The sequence below is a fragment of the Edaphosphingomonas haloaromaticamans genome (assembly GCF_001853345.1).
Lineage (GTDB): Bacteria > Pseudomonadota > Alphaproteobacteria > Sphingomonadales > Sphingomonadaceae > Sphingomonas_E > Sphingomonas_E fennica.
In genome coordinates, this window is record NZ_MIPT01000001.1 from 1,788,439 (window position 1) to 1,806,822 (window position 18,384).

14 protein-coding genes are annotated in these 18,384 nt (G+C 67.5%); 13 read left to right on the top strand and 1 reads right to left on the bottom strand.

Annotation, left to right across the window (positions count from 1 at the left end):
• Positions 1 to 31: 31 nt before the first annotated feature.
• From BHE75_RS08190 to BHE75_RS08250, 13 genes are all read left to right on the top strand, one after another.
• Positions 32 to 691, top strand: coding sequence for a glutathione S-transferase family protein (locus BHE75_RS08190; RefSeq protein ID WP_070933581.1), 660 nt, complete (start codon positions 32 to 34; stop codon positions 689 to 691).
• A gap of 128 nt (positions 692 to 819) precedes the next feature.
• Positions 820 to 2,358: a GTA baseplate fiber-binding domain-containing protein gene (locus BHE75_RS08195; RefSeq protein WP_070933582.1), complete on the top strand. Its 1,539-nt coding sequence runs from the start codon at positions 820 to 822 to the stop codon at positions 2,356 to 2,358.
• A gap of 10 nt (positions 2,359 to 2,368) precedes the next feature.
• Positions 2,369 to 2,869 carry a DUF2793 domain-containing protein gene (locus tag BHE75_RS08200; RefSeq protein WP_070933583.1) on the top strand — a complete coding sequence of 167 codons (501 nt, stop codon included), beginning with the start codon at positions 2,369 to 2,371 and terminating at the stop codon, positions 2,867 to 2,869.
• Between the two features lie 201 nt (positions 2,870 to 3,070).
• A complete protein-coding gene (locus BHE75_RS08205) occupies positions 3,071 to 4,168 on the top strand; it encodes an OmpA family protein (RefSeq protein ID WP_015460115.1) in 1,098 nt (365 codons plus the stop codon).
• 241 nt (positions 4,169 to 4,409) lie between these two features.
• Entirely contained in the window at positions 4,410 to 5,978 is a 1,569-nt protein-coding gene (locus BHE75_RS08210) for a peptide chain release factor 3 (protein ID WP_070933584.1), read from the top strand.
• Positions 5,979 to 6,122: 144 nt separating this feature from the next.
• Positions 6,123 to 7,649 carry a glycerol-3-phosphate dehydrogenase gene (glpD, locus tag BHE75_RS08215; protein WP_070933585.1) on the top strand — a complete coding sequence of 509 codons (1,527 nt, stop codon included), beginning with the start codon at positions 6,123 to 6,125 and terminating at the stop codon, positions 7,647 to 7,649.
• Positions 7,642 to 9,144 (top strand): glycerol kinase GlpK, encoded by a 1,503-nt coding sequence (glpK, locus tag BHE75_RS08220; RefSeq protein ID WP_070933586.1) that lies wholly within the window; start codon positions 7,642 to 7,644, stop codon positions 9,142 to 9,144. The genes glpD and glpK overlap by 8 nt, the downstream gene beginning before the upstream one ends.
• Before the next feature lie 103 nt (positions 9,145 to 9,247).
• Positions 9,248 to 9,592: an endonuclease domain-containing protein gene (locus tag BHE75_RS08225; RefSeq protein ID WP_070933587.1), complete on the top strand. Its 345-nt coding sequence runs from the start codon at positions 9,248 to 9,250 to the stop codon at positions 9,590 to 9,592.
• 186 nt (positions 9,593 to 9,778) lie between these two features.
• Positions 9,779 to 11,557, top strand: coding sequence for an ABC-F family ATP-binding cassette domain-containing protein (locus BHE75_RS08230; protein ID WP_070935628.1), 1,779 nt, complete (start codon positions 9,779 to 9,781; stop codon positions 11,555 to 11,557).
• Positions 11,558 to 11,688: 131 nt separating this feature from the next.
• Positions 11,689 to 14,367, top strand: a complete 2,679-nt coding sequence (locus BHE75_RS08235) for an HAD-IC family P-type ATPase (protein WP_070933588.1) — start codon at positions 11,689 to 11,691, stop codon at positions 14,365 to 14,367.
• A gap of 51 nt (positions 14,368 to 14,418) precedes the next feature.
• Positions 14,419 to 15,306: a universal stress protein gene (locus BHE75_RS08240; RefSeq protein ID WP_139181676.1), complete on the top strand. Its 888-nt coding sequence runs from the start codon at positions 14,419 to 14,421 to the stop codon at positions 15,304 to 15,306.
• 21 nt (positions 15,307 to 15,327) lie between these two features.
• Positions 15,328 to 15,777, top strand: a complete 450-nt coding sequence (locus BHE75_RS08245) for a universal stress protein (protein ID WP_015460123.1) — start codon at positions 15,328 to 15,330, stop codon at positions 15,775 to 15,777.
• A 32-nt stretch (positions 15,778 to 15,809) separates the two neighbouring features.
• Positions 15,810 to 17,099 carry a glycoside hydrolase family 130 protein gene (locus BHE75_RS08250; protein WP_070933589.1) on the top strand — a complete coding sequence of 430 codons (1,290 nt, stop codon included), beginning with the start codon at positions 15,810 to 15,812 and terminating at the stop codon, positions 17,097 to 17,099.
• A gap of 21 nt (positions 17,100 to 17,120) precedes the next feature.
• Here the strand turns inward: BHE75_RS08250 and BHE75_RS08255 are convergent, their stop codons facing one another.
• Positions 17,121 to 18,305 (bottom strand): phospholipase A, encoded by a 1,185-nt coding sequence (locus BHE75_RS08255; RefSeq protein ID WP_254684396.1) that lies wholly within the window; start codon positions 18,303 to 18,305, stop codon positions 17,121 to 17,123.
• Between the last annotated feature and the right edge of the window lie 79 nt (positions 18,306 to 18,384).

The following is an 18,384-nucleotide window of genomic DNA, read 5'->3' on the forward strand; positions in this document are numbered from 1 at the left end:
GGTGGGATGACGAGAAGAGAGAGGCGCGCCGATGATCGTTTATGGAAGTTCCATGTCGCCTTATGTGCGCAAGGTATTGGCCTTTGCCGCCGAGAAGGGGCTGGATTTCGAGCTGAAATCGCTGGGCTTGCAGGCGGATGACCCGGATTTCCGCGCGGCGAGCCCCTTCGGGCTGATGCCGGCGTTCCGCGACGGGGATTTTCGCCTGTCCGATTCCACCGCCATCGTAACCTATATGGAGGCCATCAAGCCCGATCCGGCGCTGATCCCTGCCGAGCCCAGGGCGCGGGCGATGACGATCTGGTGGGACGAGATCGCCGATACGAAGTTCGTGCCGTGCATGGCCAAGATGTTCTTCAACCGCATCGTCTGCCCGCTGTTCCTGAAGCAGGAGGGCGACCTGGCCGAGGCGGACCGGGCCGAGCGCGAGGATCTGCCCAAGTTGCTGGATTTCCTGGAGCCGCGCGTGCCGGAATCGGGATATCTGGTGGAGGACCGGTTGACGCTGGCGGATATCGCGATCGTCCAGCCTTTCGCCAATTTCGGCCATGTGGGCGCGGGCGTGGATGCCGCGCGCCACCCCAGGGTGGCGGCCTATGTGGCCGAGATACAGGCGCGGCCTTCGATCGCGCCGTGGATCGAACGGGAACGGGCGTTCTTCGCCAAGGTCGGTTACGAACCAAATAGGTAAAAAATGATTGACAGCGCGACGCTGTTGAGATAGAAGAACCGCAAGCTGGATTAATGCGTTCGGGCCGGGGCGAGGGATCGCCGCCGGCCCGTTCCATTTCTGCCTGTTCGATTGCTGGAGGTAGGGCCATGGGCAAGGTGGAAGAAACCGCGCCGGGCACGATGACGGGCGAAGCCGGCGCGAAGCCGGCGCCGGAGCTGAAAACGAAGCCGAAGCCGAAGCCGGAGCCGGAGCCGACGTCGGAGCCGAAAACGAAACGCCGGCCGGCCGCATCCCGCGCGAAACGCGAAGCGCCGGAACTGAACGCCATCGGCCGCGTGGTGCGCACGGGCGGCTGGACCGAGGCCAAGCGGGAGACGTTCCTGGCGCATCTGGCGGTAACGGCCAATGTGAGCGCATCGGCGCGGCTGGTGGGGATGGGCGAGCCGGGAGCCTATAAGCTGCGCCGCCGCGACGCGGATTTCCGGGCCGCGTGGAAGGCGGCGCTGGAGGAAGGGCTGGAGCATCTGGAGCAGGTGGCCCTGCAGCGGGCGCTGGGCGGCACGCTGACGCCGATCATCCATGGCGGCGAGGCCAAGGGCGAGGTGCTGGTGCCGGACAACAGGATGGTGATGTTCCTGCTGCGCATGCATCGCGAAACGGCAAGGATGATGCTTGAGCTGAAGCTGGCGGGCCTGCCGCTGGCGGGGGCGGGCCGGAGCGCGGTTGCCGGCGATGGCGTGCGCGAACCCGATGCGCCGCATGGGCCGACCGTTGTCGCCCTGCTGGATCTGCCGCCTCTCGACGCCACGGCGGCAAGCGTGCCCCGCATCTGGGCGGCCGCGGCCGGCCCCCTGCCGGGCTGGCGGCGGGCGGAGCTGGGCTGGAGCATCGATGGCGGCGCGACGTGGCAGGATGCCGGGCAGACCGCGATGCCGGCGGTGATGGGTGTTGCCGAGACGATATTGCCGCCGGGCAGCAGCGTGCTGATGGACCGGACATCCTTTGTGGATGTGGCGCTGCTGCATGACGGGATGGTGCTGATCGGGCGCGATGACGAGGCGCTGGTGAATGGGGCCAATGTCGCGATGATCGGCGACGAGTTGATTCAGTTCGGCAGCGCCGCGCCGCTGGGAGGCGGGCGCTATCGGCTTTCCCGCCTGATGCGCGGGCGGCGCGGCACCGAGGCGGCGATGGCGGGGCACGCGGCGGGCGAGCGCTTCGTCCTGATCGAGACGCCCAGCCTTCTTCCCATCGAATTGCCCGCATCCTCGATCGGCGGCCATATCGGGCTGATGGCGCGGGGCGTGGGCGACGGCGCGCCCGCGACCGCGCAGGCCGCGTTCCTGGGCCGCGCCCTGAGACCGCCGTCGCCCGCGCACCTGCGCCTGGAGCGGGGCGCCGACGGCGGCGTCCTCATAGGCTGGACACGGCGAAGCCGGACGGGATGGCCCTGGATCGATGGGGCCGACGCGCCGCTGGCCGAGGAGGCGGAGCGCTATCGAATCGTCATCACGCCCGCGATCGGATCGGTGCGGACGGCGGAAACGAGCGAGCCTGCCTATGCCTATGACGCGGCCCGGATGGCGGCGGACGGGGCGGCGGGCACGCCCGCCATCAACATCGCCGTCCACCAGATCGGTGCGGGCGGCCTCTCCGATCCGGCAACCGCCAGCATGACTTTCTGAAAGGCACATCATGGCAGACAGCACCGCGCGCTTCGCCTTGCCCAATCTCCAGCCCGGGCAGGCGCAGAAGGAATTGTTCCACAATGAGGCGCTCGCCCGGATCGACGGCCTGCTGCATCCCGTGGTGGAGGCGCTCGATCAGAATGAGCCGCCGGCCGTCCCCGAGCCGGGGAAGGCGTGGATCGCAGGACCTATGCCGACGGGAGAATGGGCCGGCCATGCCGGCGATCTGGCGATCCGGACCGAAGGCGGGTGGCGATTCATCAGGCCCGTCGCGGGAATGACGGCCTGGCTGACCCCGGCCTCGGCATGGGTGTGGCACGATGGCAACGGCTGGCGGGCGACGCCCGCGCCGACCTTCGGCGTGGCCGTGGGGGGCGAGCAGGTCGTGGGCGGCCGCCAGCCGGCGATCGCCCGTCCGGCGGGGGGCGCCACCGTCGACCAGCAGGCGCGGACGGCGCTGGATGCGATTCTTTCCGCGCTCGAGGCGCACGGACTGATCGCGAACTGAAACTTTTTTTTACGCGAAACGAAACCGGGGCAGGCAATAAGAGTTTAGGCGACGTCTGTAATGGGGTGGCCGCAGCGGCGTGTTTCGCTTGTTCTGTGAGACATTTCCGCAACAGATGTGGAAGATGCGCGCTTGCGCGGATAGTCCAGTTTGGTTAGGTAGCAGTGCTTCCGCGAGGAACTGCTTTGAAAGGGGAATGATATGCGTAAGCTCGCCATCATGGCCGCGCTCGCAACCACCGCGCTGGCATCGCCCGCGATGGCGCGTGACGGTGCGTGGTATGTCGGCGTCGAGGGCGGCGCGATGATCATCGAAGACATCAAGCTGAAGGTGGATGACGTGAAGAACGTCATTTCCTCCGACCAGAAGTATGGCTTCGATGTCGATGGTATCATCGGTTATGATTTCGGTGTGTTCCGCGTCGAGGGCGAAGTCGGCTACAAGCGTGCCGAGGTCGATGGCCACACGCTGAACGTGCCGCTCGAAGATTACGATGCTGGCACCTATGACAGCAAGTATTCCGGTAATTCCTCGGCCCTCAGCTTCATGCTGAACGGTTTGCTGGACTTCGGCGACGATGACGGCATCAACGGCTTCGTCGGCGGCGGTGTCGGTATCGCCCGCGTCAAGCTGAACGACTATCGTTTCGACGGTGGCCCGACGCTTCTGGACGACAGCGACTCCAAGTTCGCTTGGCAGATCCTGGCCGGCATTCGCGCGCCGATCACCCAGAATATCGATCTGGGCCTGAAGTATCGTTACTTCCGCGTGGACGACATCAAGCTCGTCTCTGCGGCCGGCGACGATGTGAAGACCAAGTGGCAGTCGCACAGCCTGCTCGCCAGCGTGATCTTCAACTTCGGCGAACCGGCGGCTCCGCCGCCCCCGCCGCCTCCGCCGCCCCCGCCGCCCCCGCCGCCGGAACCGGCTCCGCCGCCTCCGCCGGCTGCGATCCCGGGACCGTTCATCGTGTTCTTCGACTGGGATAAGTCGGACATCACGCCGGAAGCCGCTGGCATTCTGGACAATGCGGCCGCTGCCTATGCGCAGGGCGGAACGGCTTCGGTCGTCCTCGCCGGCCACGCCGACAAGTCGGGCTCGGCCCAGTACAACGTCGGTCTGTCGCAGCGTCGCGCCGATGCGGTTAAGTCCTACCTGGCTGGCAAGGGCGTGCCCGACACGGCCATGTCGACCGAGGCCTTCGGCGAAAGCCGTCCGCTGGTCGAAACCGCCGACGGTGTGCGCGAGCCGCAGAACCGCCGCGTGGAAATCACCTTCGGTCCGGGTTCGGGCATGTAAGGTGGCGGATCGCTCCCTCGGGAGCGATCGCTGCGGAAATTGGGAGCCGGCCTTCGGGTCGGCTCCTTTTTCTTTTCCGGTGATATCTTTTCTTGGCCGGAACGAGATGGCCGTCACCGGCGCCGGCGATCCCGTCGTCCATTGCGGTTGGATGCCGGGTGAAGCGCGTGGGGGATTCGCCAAGCGCCGCTGCGCCTGCTAACGGAGCCGCGAACGACAATCCTTCGGATTTCCCGCTATCATGAACGACCGCCCCACCGGCCGCCCCGACCGGCGCACCTTCGCGATCATCTCGCACCCCGACGCCGGCAAGACCACGTTGACCGAAAAGCTGCTGATGACCGGTGGCGCGATCCATCTGGCGGGCGAGGTGAAGGCGCGCGGGGCAACGCGGCGCGCGCGTTCGGACTGGATGAAGATCGAGCAGCAGCGCGGCATTTCCGTCACCAGCTCGGTCATGACGTTCGAATATGACGGGCTGACCTTCAACCTGCTCGACACGCCGGGCCACGAGGATTTTTCCGAGGACACCTATCGGACGCTGACGGCCGTCGACAGCGCGGTGATGGTGATCGACGCCGCCAAGGGCATCGAGGCGCAGACGCGCAAGCTGTTCGAGGTGTGCCGGCTGCGCTCCGTGCCGATCATCACCTTCGTCAACAAGGTGGATCGCGAGGGGCGGGAGCCCTTTGCCCTGCTGGACGAGATCGCCGACCAGCTGGCGCTGGACGTCTGCCCGATGATCTGGCCGGTGGGCATGGGGGGCACGTTCGAGGGCCTGTATGATCTGGCCGGGCATCGCCTGCTGCCGGCGGCGGGCGGGAGCGTGCAGGTGGCGGGGCTCGACGATCCCAGGCTGGATGAGCTTGTCTCCGCGGACGCCCTGGCGAAGCTGCGCGAGGAAGCGGAGCTGGCGGGGGCGGGCTATGCCGACTTCGACCTCGCGGCCTATCGGCACGGCGATCTGACGCCGGTCTATTTCGGATCGGCGCTGCGCGATTTCGGCGTGCCGGAGCTGATCGATGCGCTGCGCGATCTGGCGCCGAGCCCGCGCCCGCAACCGGCCGCGCCCGCGCCGGTGGACCCGGACGATCCCGCCGTGGCGGGCTTCATCTTCAAGGTGCAGGCGAACATGAACCCGCAGCATCGCGACCGCGTGGCCTTCATGCGGCTATGTTCCGGCCGGTTCCGGCGCGGCATGAAGCTGAACCAGTCGGGCACGGGCAAGGCGATCGCGGTCCACAGCCCGATCCTGTTCTTCGCGCAGAACCGCGAGGTGGCGGACGAAGCCTGGCCGGGCGACATTATCGGCATCCCCAACCACGGCACTCTGCGCGTGGGCGATACGCTGACCGAGGTGGCGGGCGCGGCGAGCTTCACCGGCCTGCCCAATTTCGCGCCGGAAATATTGCGCCGCGTGCAGCTGGCCGATCCGACCAAGACCAAGCAGCTCCGCAAGGCGCTGGACGACCTTTCGGAGGAGGGCGTGATCCAGGTGTTCCACCCGGCGATCGGATCGCAGATGATCGTGGGCGTGGTGGGGCAACTGCAGCTCGAGGTGCTGATATCGCGGCTGCAGCACGAATATAAGGTGGATGCGAAGCTCGATGCCTCGCCCTGGGATACGGCCCGCTGGCTGAGCGCGGACAATGAGGGCGATATCAAGGATTTCGCGGCCAACCATCGCAACGCCATGGCCAGCGACCGCGACGGGCAGCCCGTGTTCATGGCCAAGGATGCGTGGGAGCTGAACTATGTGATGCAGCGCCATCCCACGCTGCGCTTTTCCGCCACGAAGGAGCGTGCCTGACGCTCGCGCCGGGGAGGCTTGCTTCCCCCTCTTCTTCCGCCCGCCGGGAAACCGCTCTAGACAGGAGCCGGAGAGAATGAGGCGGGAGAGGGCGATGGACGGGCGAAGCCCGACGGACGATGCGCCTCGGGCTGGCGCCCACGCATGACCATGCGGTTCGACCTGCTGATCGTCGGCGGCGGGATCAACGGCGTGGGCATCGCCCGCGACGCCGCCGGCAGGGGCGTGAAGACCCTGCTGGTCGAGCAGGACGACCTGGCGGCGCATACCTCGTCCGCCAGCACCAAGCTGATCCATGGCGGCCTGCGCTATCTGGAATATCTCGAATTCCGGCTCGTCCGGGAGTCGTTGATCGAGCGGGAGAAATTGCTGCGGATCGCGCCGCATATCATCCATCCGCTGCGGTTCGTGATGCCCATGGGACAGAGCGGCCGGCCGGGCTGGATGGTGCGGCTGGGCCTGTTCCTCTACGATCATCTGGGCGGGCGCGGGATGTTGCCCGGATCGGCGGCGGTGAGGCTGGCCGGCGATGGCCTGGCCGGCGATGGGCTGGGCGCGGGGCTGAGGCCGGGCGTGACGCGCGGCTTCGCTTATTCCGATTGCCGGGTGGATGACGCCAGGCTGACGGTGCTGAACGCGATGGATGCCGCCGCGCGCGGCGCGGATATCCGCACGCGGACGCGCTTTATCGGGGCCAAGCGCGACGGCGATGCATGGGCGGTATCCATCGAGGATGGGCCGAGCGGACGGCGGAGCGAGGTGCGCGCGGCCAATATCGTCAACGCCGCCGGGCCGTGGGTCGGCGGTGTGCTGGGCGCGATCGAGGGGGCCCGCGCCGAGCGGCCGCCCCGGCTGGTGAAGGGCAGCCATATCGTGGTGCCGCGCCTGTTCGCGGGCGACCATGCCTATATCCTGCAGAATCCGGACGGGCGGATCATGTTCGCCATTCCCTATGAGCGGGATTTCACGCTGATCGGCACGACCGACGTCGCGGTATCGGGCGATCCCGCCGCCGCGCGGATCGAGGCGGAGGAGGTGGCCTATCTTTGCGAGGGCGTGAACCGCTGGTTCGCGAAGGGGATCGGGCCTGCGGACGTGATCTGGCGATATAGCGGCGTGCGGCCGCTCTACGACGACGGATCGGCCAGCGCATCGGCGGTGACGCGCGATTATGTGCTGAAGCTGGGCACGACGGCGGGACCGCAATTGCTGTCGGTGTTCGGAGGCAAGCTGACCACCTATCGCCGGCTGGCCGAGCATGCGCTGGAGAAGCTGGCGCCGTTCCTGCCGATGCGGCGCGGCGCCTGGACCGATGGCGAGGCCTTGCCCGGCGGCGACCTGCCCGAAGGGGATTTTGCCGCCTTCGTGGCGGAGGCGCGCCGCCGCTGGCCTTTCCTGCCGTCGGAGACGGCCGAGCGCATGGCCGGGGCATATGGCACGCGGATGGCGATGATCCTGGGCGATGCCAGATCGCTGGACGATCTGGGGGAGGCGTTCGGCGGGGGGCTGAGCGAAAGCGAGCTTGCCTATTTGATCGACCATGAATTCGCGCGGACGGCAGAGGACATAGCGTGGCGCCGGTCCAAGCTGGGGCTGCGGATGACCGAAGGGGATATCGCCAGGATCGCGGGGCGGCTGGCGCAAGGGAAGATGGAGGCCGCCCGTGGCTGAGCCGCGCCATATCCTGGCGATCGACCAGGGAACGACATCGACGCGCAGCATCGTTTTCGATGCGGAGGCCCGCGTGGTGGCGACCGCCCAGCGCGAGTTCGCGCAGCATTATCCGGCGCAGGGCTGGGTGGAGCATGAGCCCGAGGATATCTGGCGCGACGTGCTGGCCACGGCGCGGGAGGCGATTGCCGAAGCCGGGCTGACGGCGGCCGGGATCGCGGCGATCGGCATCACCAACCAGCGCGAGACGACGCTGCTGTGGGACCGGGCGACGGGCGAGCCGCTGCACCGCGCCATCGTGTGGCAGGACCGGCGGACGGCGGATGCCTGCGAGCGGCTGAAGAAAGCGGGCCATGAGGCGCTGGTGCGGGCGCGGACGGGATTGCTGATCGATCCCTATTTTTCCGCGACCAAGCTCGCCTGGCTGCTGGACCATGTGGAAGGCGCACGGGAACGGGCGGAGCGCGGGGAACTGGCCTTCGGCACGGTCGACAGCTTCCTGTTGTGGCGGATGACGGGCGGGCGGGTGCATGCGACCGATGCCACCAATGCCAGCCGGACCATGCTGTTCGACATCCACCGGCAGGAATGGAGCCGCGAACTGATCGCGCTGTTCGCCATTCCCGCATCGCTGCTGCCCGAGGTGCGGGACAGCAGCGAGATAGTGGGCCATTGCGATGCCGGGCTGTTCGGCGCGCCGATCCCGATCGCGGGCATGGCGGGGGACCAGCAGGCCGCGCTGGTGGGGCAGGGATGCTTCGATCCGGGCAGCGCCAAGGCGACCTATGGCACGGGCTGCTTCATGCTGCTGAATACGGGCGAGCGACCGGTCGCCTCGGTCAACAGGCTGCTGACGACCACGGCCTACCGCATCGATGGCGAGACGAGCTATGCCGTCGAGGGTTCGATCTTCGTCGCGGGTGCCGCGATCAAATGGCTGCGCGACGGATTGGGCCTGATCACCCATGCTTCGCAGACGGACGACATGGCGACGCGGGTGGAGGATAATGGCGGCGTCTATATGGTGCCGGCCTTCGTGGGGCTGGGCGCGCCGCATTGGGACGCGCATGCACGCGGCCTGATCTGCGGGCTGACGCTTGGCACGTCCGCCGCCCATGTCGCGCGGGCGGCGCTGGAATCGGTGGGTTATCAGACGGCGGACCTCATCACCGCCATGATCGACGACGGCGCCGCCAAGCCCGCCTTGCTGCGCGTGGATGGTGGGATGTCGGCCAATGACTGGCTGTGCCAGTTCCTGGCCGACATCCTGGAGCTGCCGGTCGAACGGCCGGCCAATCTGGAAACGACGGCGCTGGGCGCGGCATTCCTGGCGGGCATGGCGGTGGGGCTGTGGGATGGCCGGGCCGGCGTGGCGGCGCTGACCCGACAGGCGGCGCGGTTCGAGCCCGCCGGCGATCCCGATACGCGCGCCGCCCTGTTGGCGGGCTGGCGGCAGGCGCTGGCGCGGGCGTTGGGGAGACAGGTTTCAGAATGATGGCCGGGAGGGCCGGAAGGCTGGAAGGGGCGTTGCTTTGAGCCCTCTCCCGCTTTCGCGGGAGAGGGTTGGGTGAGGGTCTTCCTTCTTCTAATCTGCGCGCATGTATCCGGTCAGGCGCCAGATCAGCCCCCATGCCGCGCGCCTTCGCCGCGACATGACCGACGTCGAACGCAAGCTTTGGCTGGCCGTGCGGAATCGCCGGCTGAACGGGTTCAAGTTTCGCCGACAGGCGACGGTCGGCCCCTTCATCGTCGATTTTTTGTGCATCGAAGCGCGGCTTATCGTCGAACTCGATGGCGGACAGCATGGAGAAGCAGCCGATGCACCCCGCACCGCTTATCTTGAAGCGCGGGGATTCCGTGTCCTTCGGTTCTGGAACAATGATGTCATCGAAAGTTTCGACGGCGTTCTGGAATGTATCGGCCGCGCGCTGGCCAGCCGTTGAGCACCAAGGAAGAAGACCCTCACCCAACCCTCTCCCGCGAAGGCGGGAGAGGGCTTAAGGATACTGCCACATCTGTGAGCCTGCACGGGCCACATGATGGATTTGTCCACGCGCTCCGCCACCCATCCCCTGACCCGANCGCGCCGGCAACTTTACCCGGCGGCGGATCGTCCCTATGTCGCGGCCATGTCCGCACCTGTCCTCGCTTTCGAAGATCTCGGCCTCGTCCAGGGTTCGGGGTGGCTGTTCCGCCATCTCGACATCTATATCCAGCAGCGCGACCGGCTTGCGCTGATCGGGCGCAACGGCGCGGGCAAGACGACCCTGCTGAAGCTTCTGGCCGGCGCGATCGAGCCCGATGAGGGGCGGCGGACGGTGGTGCCCGGCACCCGCGTGATCCTGCTGGAGCAGGAGCCTTCCATGGCGGGCCATGCGACGCTGCGCGACTTCGCGCTGGCCGGCAACAGCGCCGCCGCGCATGAGGTGGAGGCGATCGCCGACCAGATCGGCATCGATCTTTCGCGCGAGGCGGCCACCGCATCGGGCGGCGAGCGGCGGCGGGCGGCCATCGCCCGCGCGCTGGCGCAGGAGCCGGACGTGCTGCTGCTGGACGAGCCGACCAACCATCTGGACATCGCCGCGATCGACTGGCTGGAGCAATGGCTGGGCCGTTATAATGGCGCGTTCGTCGCGATCAGCCACGACCGCACCTTCCTGACCCGGCTGACCCGCCAGACATTGTGGCTGGACAGGGGGACGATCCGCCGGGCCGAGATCGGCTTCGGCGGGTTCGAGGCGTGGACCGAGAAGATCTATGAGGAGGAGGCGCGCAACGCCCAGCGGCTGGATGCGCGGCTGAAGATCGAGGAGCATTGGCTGCAGCGCGGCGTCACCGGGCGGCGGCGGCGCAACCAGGGGCGGCTGGCCCAGTTGAAGGAGATGCGCGCGCAGCGGGCGGCGATGATCGGCCCGCAGGGCGCCGCCAACCTCGCCGTCGCCAGCGACGACAGCAAGACCAAGGTGGTGATCGACGCCGAGCATGTCACCAAGCGTTTCGGCGATCGCGAGGTCATCAAGGATCTGAGCTTCCGCATCACGCGCCGCGACCGGATCGGCGTGGTGGGCGCCAATGGCGCGGGCAAGACGACGCTGCTGAAGCTGCTGACCGGCGAGCTGCCGCCGGACGAGGGCACGGTGAAGCTGGCGAAGACGCTGGACGGCATCGTCATCGACCAGCAGCGCAGCCTGATGGCGCCCGACAAGCGCGTGCGCGACGTGCTGGCCGACGGCGGCGACTGGGTGACGGTGCTGGGCGAGAAGAAGCACGTCCACGGATATCTGAAGGAATTCCTGTTCGATCCCTCGCTGGCGGATGCCCGGATCGGCACGCTTTCCGGCGGCGAGCGTTCGCGCCTGCTGCTGGCACGGGAATTCGCCCGCCATTCCAACCTGCTGGTGCTGGACGAGCCGACCAACGACCTCGACCTCGAGACGCTGGACCTGCTGCAGGAGGTGATCGCCGATTATGAAGGCACGGTGCTGATCGTCAGCCACGATCGCGACTTCCTCGATCGCACGGTGACGGTGACGCTAGGCCTCGACGGATCGGGCAAGGTGGATATCGTTGCCGGCGGCTATGAGGATTGGGAACGGCAGCGGGCGCCCAAGGTAGAGGCGCGGCGACCCTCTGCTCCCAAAGCAGATGCGCTGCCGCCGCGCGAAAAGACGCGCACCAAGCTCAGCTACAAGGACCAGCGAGATTACGACAATCTGCCGGCCGAGATCGAGAAGATCGAGGCGGCGATCGCGCGGGACGAGGCGGCGCTGGCCGATCCCGATCTCTATGCCAGGAACCCCGCGCGCTTCGCGGAGCTGACGAGGGCGATCGAGGCGGCTCGCCAGCGCAAGGAGGAAGCGGAGCTGCGCTGGCTGGAACTGGCCGAGATGGCCGAGGCGCTGGGCTGATCGCGGCGGCAGGGTTCGCGCGCATCGCGCAGACCGCGCTGGAAGTATCTGGGGCACATATCTTCTTCCCTTGAGGGCATCTCGTGCTAGGCTTGGTCGAGCGGCACGGGGTTCCACGGCGGGAGTAGCGTGTGCGGATCGACAGCGATGCTCCGTGGCACGGCCTGGAAGGGAATGACGTGCTCGCCAGGCTCGCCGCCGATGGCGCCGGGCTCGACGAGGATGAGGCCCGGCGGCGGCTGGAAAGCCATGGCCCCAATCGCCTGCCGGAACCGGCGCGCGCTTCGGCCATTACCCGCTTCGTCGCCCAGTTCCGCAGCGCGCTCATCTATTTCCTGCTGGCCGGAGCGGCGGCGGCGGCCGCGCTGGGGCATCTGGTGGATGCCTTCGTCATCATCGTGGTGGTGCTGGTCAACGCGATCGTCGGCTTCATGCAGGAGGGCAAGGCGGAGCAGGCGCTGGGCGCGATCCGCGACCTCATCACGCCCCATGCGACGGTGCTGCGAAGCGGGCATCGGCGGTCGGTGGACGCGGCCAGCATCGTGCCCGGCGATATCGTGCTGCTGGAGCCGGGAGACAGGGTGCCGGCCGACATGCGGCTGCTGCGCGTGCGCGGCCTCACCATCGACGAGGCGCTGCTGACCGGCGAATCCGTGACGGCGGACAAGCATGAGGTGCCCGTGGCGCCGGATGCGGCGATCGGCGATCGGACGGACATGGCCTTTTCGGGCACGCTGGTCGCCACCGGGCAGGCGACGGGCGTGGTGACGGCGACGGGGCAGGGCACGCAGATCGGGCGGATCAGCCAGCTTCTCCAGGACGTGGAGCCGATGACGACGCCGCTGCTGCGGCAGATCAACGATTTCGGCCGGCGCTTTACCTGGGTGGTGATGGCGGGCGCGGCGCTGCTGTTCGCCTTTGCGGTGCTGGTCCGCAATTTCGACTGGGCCGATGCGCTGATCGCCGTGGTGGCGCTGGCGGTGGGCATCGTCCCGGAAGGGCTGCCCGCGGTGATCACTATCACGCTCGCCATCGGCGTGCAGCGCATGGCCGCGCGCAACGCCGTGATCCGCAAGCTGCCGGCGGTGGAGACGCTGGGCGCCACATCGGTGATCTGCACCGACAAGACCGGCACCCTGACCCGCAACGAGATGACCGTGCGGCACCTGCTGATCGACGGGCATTCCCTGCATGTGAGTGGCGCCGGCTATGCGCCCGAAGGCAGCCTTACCGCCGATGGCGGTGATGACGATGCCGCCGCCGTCGCGGCCGCCAGCCGGATCATCGAATGCGGCCTGCTGTGCAACGATGCCGCGCTCGATCTTCGCGACGGCGAATGGCGGGTCGAAGGCGATCCCATGGAAGGCGCGCTGGTCGCGCTGGCGATGAAAGCGGGGTTGAGCCCCGACAATCTGCGCGGCCAATGGCCCCGGCTGGACGAGATACCGTTCGACGCCGCCTATCGCTTCATGGCGACCCTGCATCGCGCGCCCACGGGCGAGGTGGTGGCGTTCATAAAGGGCGCGCCGGAGGCGGTGATGGCGAAAGCCGGCATCCGCGAGGCCGGCTGGGACGGCCGGATGGCGGAGGCCGCCAATCGCGGCGAACGCGTGCTGGGCTTCGCCCTCAAGCGCTTTTCGACGCCGCCCGACCGGTTGGGCTTCGGCGACCTCGAGGGCGGCGTGGAATTTCTCGGCCTGATGGGCTTCATCGATCCGCCGCGCGAGGAAGCGGTGGCGGCGATCGCGGAATGCCGGTCCGCCGGGATCGCGGTGAAGATGATCACCGGCGATCATGCCGCGACCGCGCTCGCCATCGCGCGGCAGATCGCGCTGGCCGACGATCCCAGGGCGATGACCGGCGCCGAGCTGGACGGCCTGTCCGATGCGGATCTGGCGGCGATCGTCGGGGACATATCCGTCTTCGCCCGCACCAGCCCGGAACATAAGCTGCGCATCGTCCGCGCGCTCCAGTCCGACGGCGCGATCGTGGCGATGACGGGCGACGGCGTGAACGATGCGCCCTCGCTCAAGCAGGCCGACGTCGGCACGGCGATGGGCCGCAAGGGCACGGAGGCCGCCAAGGAAGCAGCGCAGATGGTGCTGCTGGACGACAATTTCGCCTCGATCGTCGCCGCCGTGCATGAAGGGCGCACGGTCTACGACAATATCCGCAAGGTGATTTCGTGGACGATCCCAACCAATGGCGGCGAGACGCTGACGGTGGTGCTGGCGATCCTGGCCGGGTTCGCCATGCCGCTTTCGGCGACGCAGATATTGTGGATCAACCTGGTGCTGGCGGGCACGCTGGGGCTGGTGCTGGCGTTCGAGCCATCGGAGCCCGGCGTGATGCGGCGCCCGCCCAGGCCGTCCGGCGCGCCGCTGCTGACGCCGTTCCTGCTGTGGCGGGTGCTGATCGTATCGATCTTGCTGGCGGCGGCTTCCCTGGGCTTCTATTTCCACGCCCTGGGCCAGGGACGCGACCTGGAGACGGCCCGGACGATCGTGGTCAACTTCATGATCGTGGCCGAGATATTCTACCTCTTCAACGTGCGTTACCTGCACATGCGATCGCTGACCTGGCGGGGCGCGCTGGGGACGCCGGCGGTGCTGGGCGCGATCGCGGTGGTGGTGATCGCCCAGATCGCCTTCACCTATGCGCCCTTCATGCACGGGCTGTTCCACAGCCGGCCGCTGCCGGTTCGCGACGGCATCGCCATCATCGCGGCGGGATTCGGCTTGATGCTGGTGCTGGAAGGCGAGAAGCTGCTGATGCGCCGCCTCGGCTGGTTCGAGGAATTGCGGGCATGACCGGCGCGCCGCCACGACGCATCCTCATCCTGAACGACAGGGAGTAGAACCTTGGACGAACCAGTGGTCGCCGCGCCGAAGCGCATCATGCTCGCCACCGATCTGAGCTGCCGCTGCGATCGCGCGCTCGATCGCGCCAGGCGGCTCGCCCGCGACTGGAAGGCGACGCTGGTTCTCGTCCATGTGATGGAGCCGGGCCTCGCCGATCGAATCCGGACGGAGCCGGACGTGCCGTCATGGCGCCGCACCGGCGATCCGGCGACGAAGATGCGGCACCAGATATGGCGCGACCTGGCCGGCGACATGGCCGATGTCGACGTGCGGGTGGTGGAGGGCGAGGCGGCGGAGCAGCTTCTCGCCGTGGCGGCCGAGGAGAGATGCGACCTCATCGTCACCGGCGTGGCGCGCGACGGCATATTGGGGCCGATGGTGCTGGGCACGACCGTGAACAAGCTGGTCCGCCATGCCGAGGTGCCGGTGCTGATCGTGCGGAACCGGGTGAACCGGCCCTACGGCAAGATCGTGGTCGGCACGGATTTTTCGGACAGCTCGGCCCGCGCGCTGACGACGGCGGCCAAATGGTTTCCCACCGCCGAATATGTGCTGTTCCACGGATATGACATCCCGTTCGACGACCTGCTGGACAAGGATGAATTCGGCCGGCAGCTCGCGGCGATGGAGGAGCGGTGCAAGGCCGATTTCCTCGCCAAGACGCCGCTGGACGATGCCGTGCGGGAGCGCGTCCACCTGTTGATCGAGCATGGCAATCCCGAACGGCTGCTATGGGATTATGTCACCGATCAGGAGGCCGACCTCACCGTGATCGGCAGCCATGGGCGCAGCGCGTTCTTCGACGTGCTGATCGGCAGCATGACCAAGCGGTTGCTGGAATCCGCGCAGGGCGACACGCTGGTCGTCCGCAGACCCCGGACGCGCTGAACCTTCCACGGAGGAAAAGACATGGCATTCCGCAACATATTGCTGCCGCTGGACGTGAACGATCTGGCTAACGCGGATCGCGCGCTTCAGGATGCCCGCTTTCTGGCCGAAGCGGCGGGCGCGACGGTGCACCTGCTGCACGTCCGGCTCTATCTGCCGCTGTCCTACGTCGATTTCCTCCCTTCCAGCTTCGACCAGGAGGAAAAGGAGAGCTGCATGGAGCAGTTGCGGGCGTGGAAGGCGAGCCTGGGCCTGCCGGAGGACCGCGTTACGATCACCCTGCGGCGCGGACCGGTGCCGGCGGAGGTGCTGGACGAAGCGGCGCAGCGGGAGGCCGACCTCATCATCATCGGATCGCGCCAGCCTTCGATGTCGACGCGGCTGCTGGGATCGAACGCCTCCTCCATCATCCGCGACGCCAAGATCAGCGTGCTGGTGACACGGCGGCAGGATCAGCGCGAAACGGCCTAGGGCCCGGTGGGGCGGAAGCGGAGGAGGGCGTGATGGCGATCAACACCATTCTCACGCATTTGCCGACGATGCTGCAGCCGGACCCGTCGCGCACGGTGATCCGCCCCTTCTACGCCGAAGACCCCGCCCAGTTCGCGATCGACGGGTGCCCCCGGCCGCAGCGGATCGTCGATCGCGTGCTGAACCTTCCGGCGGACCGGGCGCGCATGATGGTGGATATGATGGTTCCCGCCATGGCGAGCCGCCATCCCAATGCCGAAAAATTCTTCCTGCGGCGATTTGAGGAAGTGCGCGGCGAACTGAGCGAAGGACCGGTGAGCCGGGAACAGGCGCTGCTTATCGGCGCCTATTTCAGCCAGGAATATGCCTTCGAATCCGCCGCTTTGTTCAATCCCAGCATCGTCGCCCATCCGCTGGAGGATGCCGCGCGGCCCGGTTGCCTGCGCTTCGTGATGTCGCTCCGCGGGATCGGCGAAGGGCATATATCGTCCGTCACCTTCCGCACCGGCACCTGGGACACGGTGGCGAACCAGGTGACGGTGGACCCGGCCAGCGCGCATGGTGTGCCGCCGCGCATCGAGGAGGTGGAGGAAGACGGGCGCACGATCCGCCTTTCCTGCCCGGAAAGCACCAATATCAGCGAATCCGTGGTCTTTCCCGTCACGCCCAGCCAGCGCCAGGGCGTGGAGGATCTGCGCATGGTGCTGTTCGTCGAGGAGGATGGATCGCGCAACCTGCTGGGCACCTACACCGCCTTCAGCGGCGCCGAGGTTCGATCCGAGATGCTGCGCGCCCTGGACTTCAGGACCTATGAGCTGCGCCCGCTGGAAGGCGATGTCGTGCGGAACAAGGGCATGGCGCTGTTTCCGCGCCGGATCGACGGCCGCTACATGATGCTCGGGCGGCAGGATAATGAGAATATCTGGCTGCTTGCCTCGGACGATCTCTATCGCTGGGATGGCGGGCAGAGGATCGTCACGCCCAGATATTCCTGGGAATTCGTGCAGCTTGGCAATTGCGGCTCCCCGATCGAGATCGAGGAGGGCTGGCTGGTGCTGACCCACGGCGTGGGCATGATGCGGGGCTATTGCATCGGCGCCTGCCTGCTGGACAAGGCCGATCCGTCGCGCGTGCTGGGCAGGACGGATCGGCCGATCGTCTATCCCGATCCGGCGGAGCGGGGCGGCTATGTGCCCAATGTCGTCTATAGCTGCGGCGCGCTGGTCCACAATCGCATGCTGCTGCTGCCTTATGGCGTGGCGGATACCTACACGACCTTCGCGACCGGATCGGTGGATGCGGTGCTGGCCGCGATGTCGTGAAGCCCTCTATCGGAAAGCCTTCTATCGGACGATGGCGATGCCGAAGCGGAGGCGCGTCATGCTCTTGCGGTAATCGAGCAGATTTTCGCCATAGCCGGCGAAAGCCTGACCGAAGAGATAGATGTTGAGGCTGGATTCGAAGATGCGGTCCAGCGGGTAGCTTAGCTCCGCATCGATTGCGCCCTTGCCCGATCCGAAGTTGAAGCGGCTGTTGGTGGTGAGGCGGAAGCCCTCATCCTCGCCGATTTCCGCGAACAGGCCGGTATTGCCGCGATAGCGCTTGATATCGGGATTGTCCTCCAGGCTGGCGATATAGACCCACAGCCGCGGCCCCACCGATATCGTGTAGCGGCCGGCATACATGGTCGCGACCGGCTGGACGTAGAGCATGTTGATGCTGCGGGAATCGAGCCCGTCGCGGCCGTTCGATTCATGGCGGTAGCCCGCCTGGCCGCCCAGCGCGAAGCCCTTGCCCACGGGCGTGGCCGGGACGAGGTAGAAAAGCTCCGGCATGAAATCGATATTGTGGAAGGGCGAGGATTTGGCATCCAGATCCCAGAACATGCGCTGGGTATAGGCGAAATGGACGCCGTTGATCGCGGGCTCGCCCTTGCCCACGGCGCCCGGTTCCCCGAAAAGCTGATATTTGAAGCTGATCTGCAGGCGCCCGTCGCTGTTGGTGCCGGGGCCATAGGCCGCATAGATCGGCGCATAGCTGGAGAGATTGCCGAGGAAGGCATTGCCCTGATCGGGCTTGGCCGATGGCGGGGCCTCCACGGGCGAGGCCGGCACGGGGCGGGGCGGGCGGGGGGCCGGGACGCCCGGATCGTCATTTTGCGCCAGCGCCCCGCGCCGTTCCCCGGCATCGCGCGGCGGAAGCCGGAAGGCATATCCTTCGGCGTCCGGGCCGGGTCGCAGCGTCAGCACGGCATCGCGGCGGGGCGTTCCCACGGGAAGGCGCAGCGCATAGCGCGCCTCGGCGAAGCCGCGTGCCGGCACCTCCTGTTCCGCGACGGGATCGATCCGGTCGAGAACCACCGGAATGGTGCGACCGGCGACCTTCAGCTCCGCCTCCAGCCTTTCCGGCCGGGCCACGCGCGCGGGTGCCGCGTCCGGGTTGAGCGTGACGATGCCGACGATCAGGCCATCGCCGTCGGGCGCGGGCGTGATCGCCCCGACGAGATCGCGCGGCTCCGCCTGGGCCATGGCAGGCGCGGCGAAAATCGCGGCGGCGCAGAGCCATGGGCGCAAGCGCGGGCGGTGGCATGATGGGCGGGAAGGGGGC

Excerpts from the sequence above, each read along its gene's own strand:
- BHE75_RS08190 (WP_070933581.1), top strand. The coding sequence starts at position 32 with ATGATCGTTTATGGAAGTTCCATGTCGCCTTATGTGCGCAAGGTATTG.
- BHE75_RS08195 (WP_070933582.1), top strand. The coding sequence starts at position 820 with ATGGGCAAGGTGGAAGAAACCGCGCCGGGCACGATGACGGGCGAAGCC.
- BHE75_RS08200 (WP_070933583.1), top strand. The coding sequence starts at position 2,369 with ATGGCAGACAGCACCGCGCGCTTCGCCTTGCCCAATCTCCAGCCCGGG.
- BHE75_RS08205 (WP_015460115.1), top strand. The coding sequence starts at position 3,071 with ATGCGTAAGCTCGCCATCATGGCCGCGCTCGCAACCACCGCGCTGGCA.
- BHE75_RS08210 (WP_070933584.1), top strand. The coding sequence starts at position 4,410 with ATGAACGACCGCCCCACCGGCCGCCCCGACCGGCGCACCTTCGCGATC.
- glpD (WP_070933585.1), top strand. The coding sequence starts at position 6,123 with ATGACCATGCGGTTCGACCTGCTGATCGTCGGCGGCGGGATCAACGGC.
- BHE75_RS08225 (WP_070933587.1), top strand. The coding sequence starts at position 9,248 with ATGTATCCGGTCAGGCGCCAGATCAGCCCCCATGCCGCGCGCCTTCGC.
- BHE75_RS08230 (WP_070935628.1), top strand. The coding sequence starts at position 9,779 with ATGTCCGCACCTGTCCTCGCTTTCGAAGATCTCGGCCTCGTCCAGGGT.
- BHE75_RS08245 (WP_015460123.1), top strand. The coding sequence starts at position 15,328 with ATGGCATTCCGCAACATATTGCTGCCGCTGGACGTGAACGATCTGGCT.
- BHE75_RS08250 (WP_070933589.1), top strand. The coding sequence starts at position 15,810 with ATGGCGATCAACACCATTCTCACGCATTTGCCGACGATGCTGCAGCCG.
- BHE75_RS08255 (WP_254684396.1), bottom strand. The coding sequence starts at position 18,305 with ATGGCCCAGGCGGAGCCGCGCGATCTCGTCGGGGCGATCACGCCCGCG.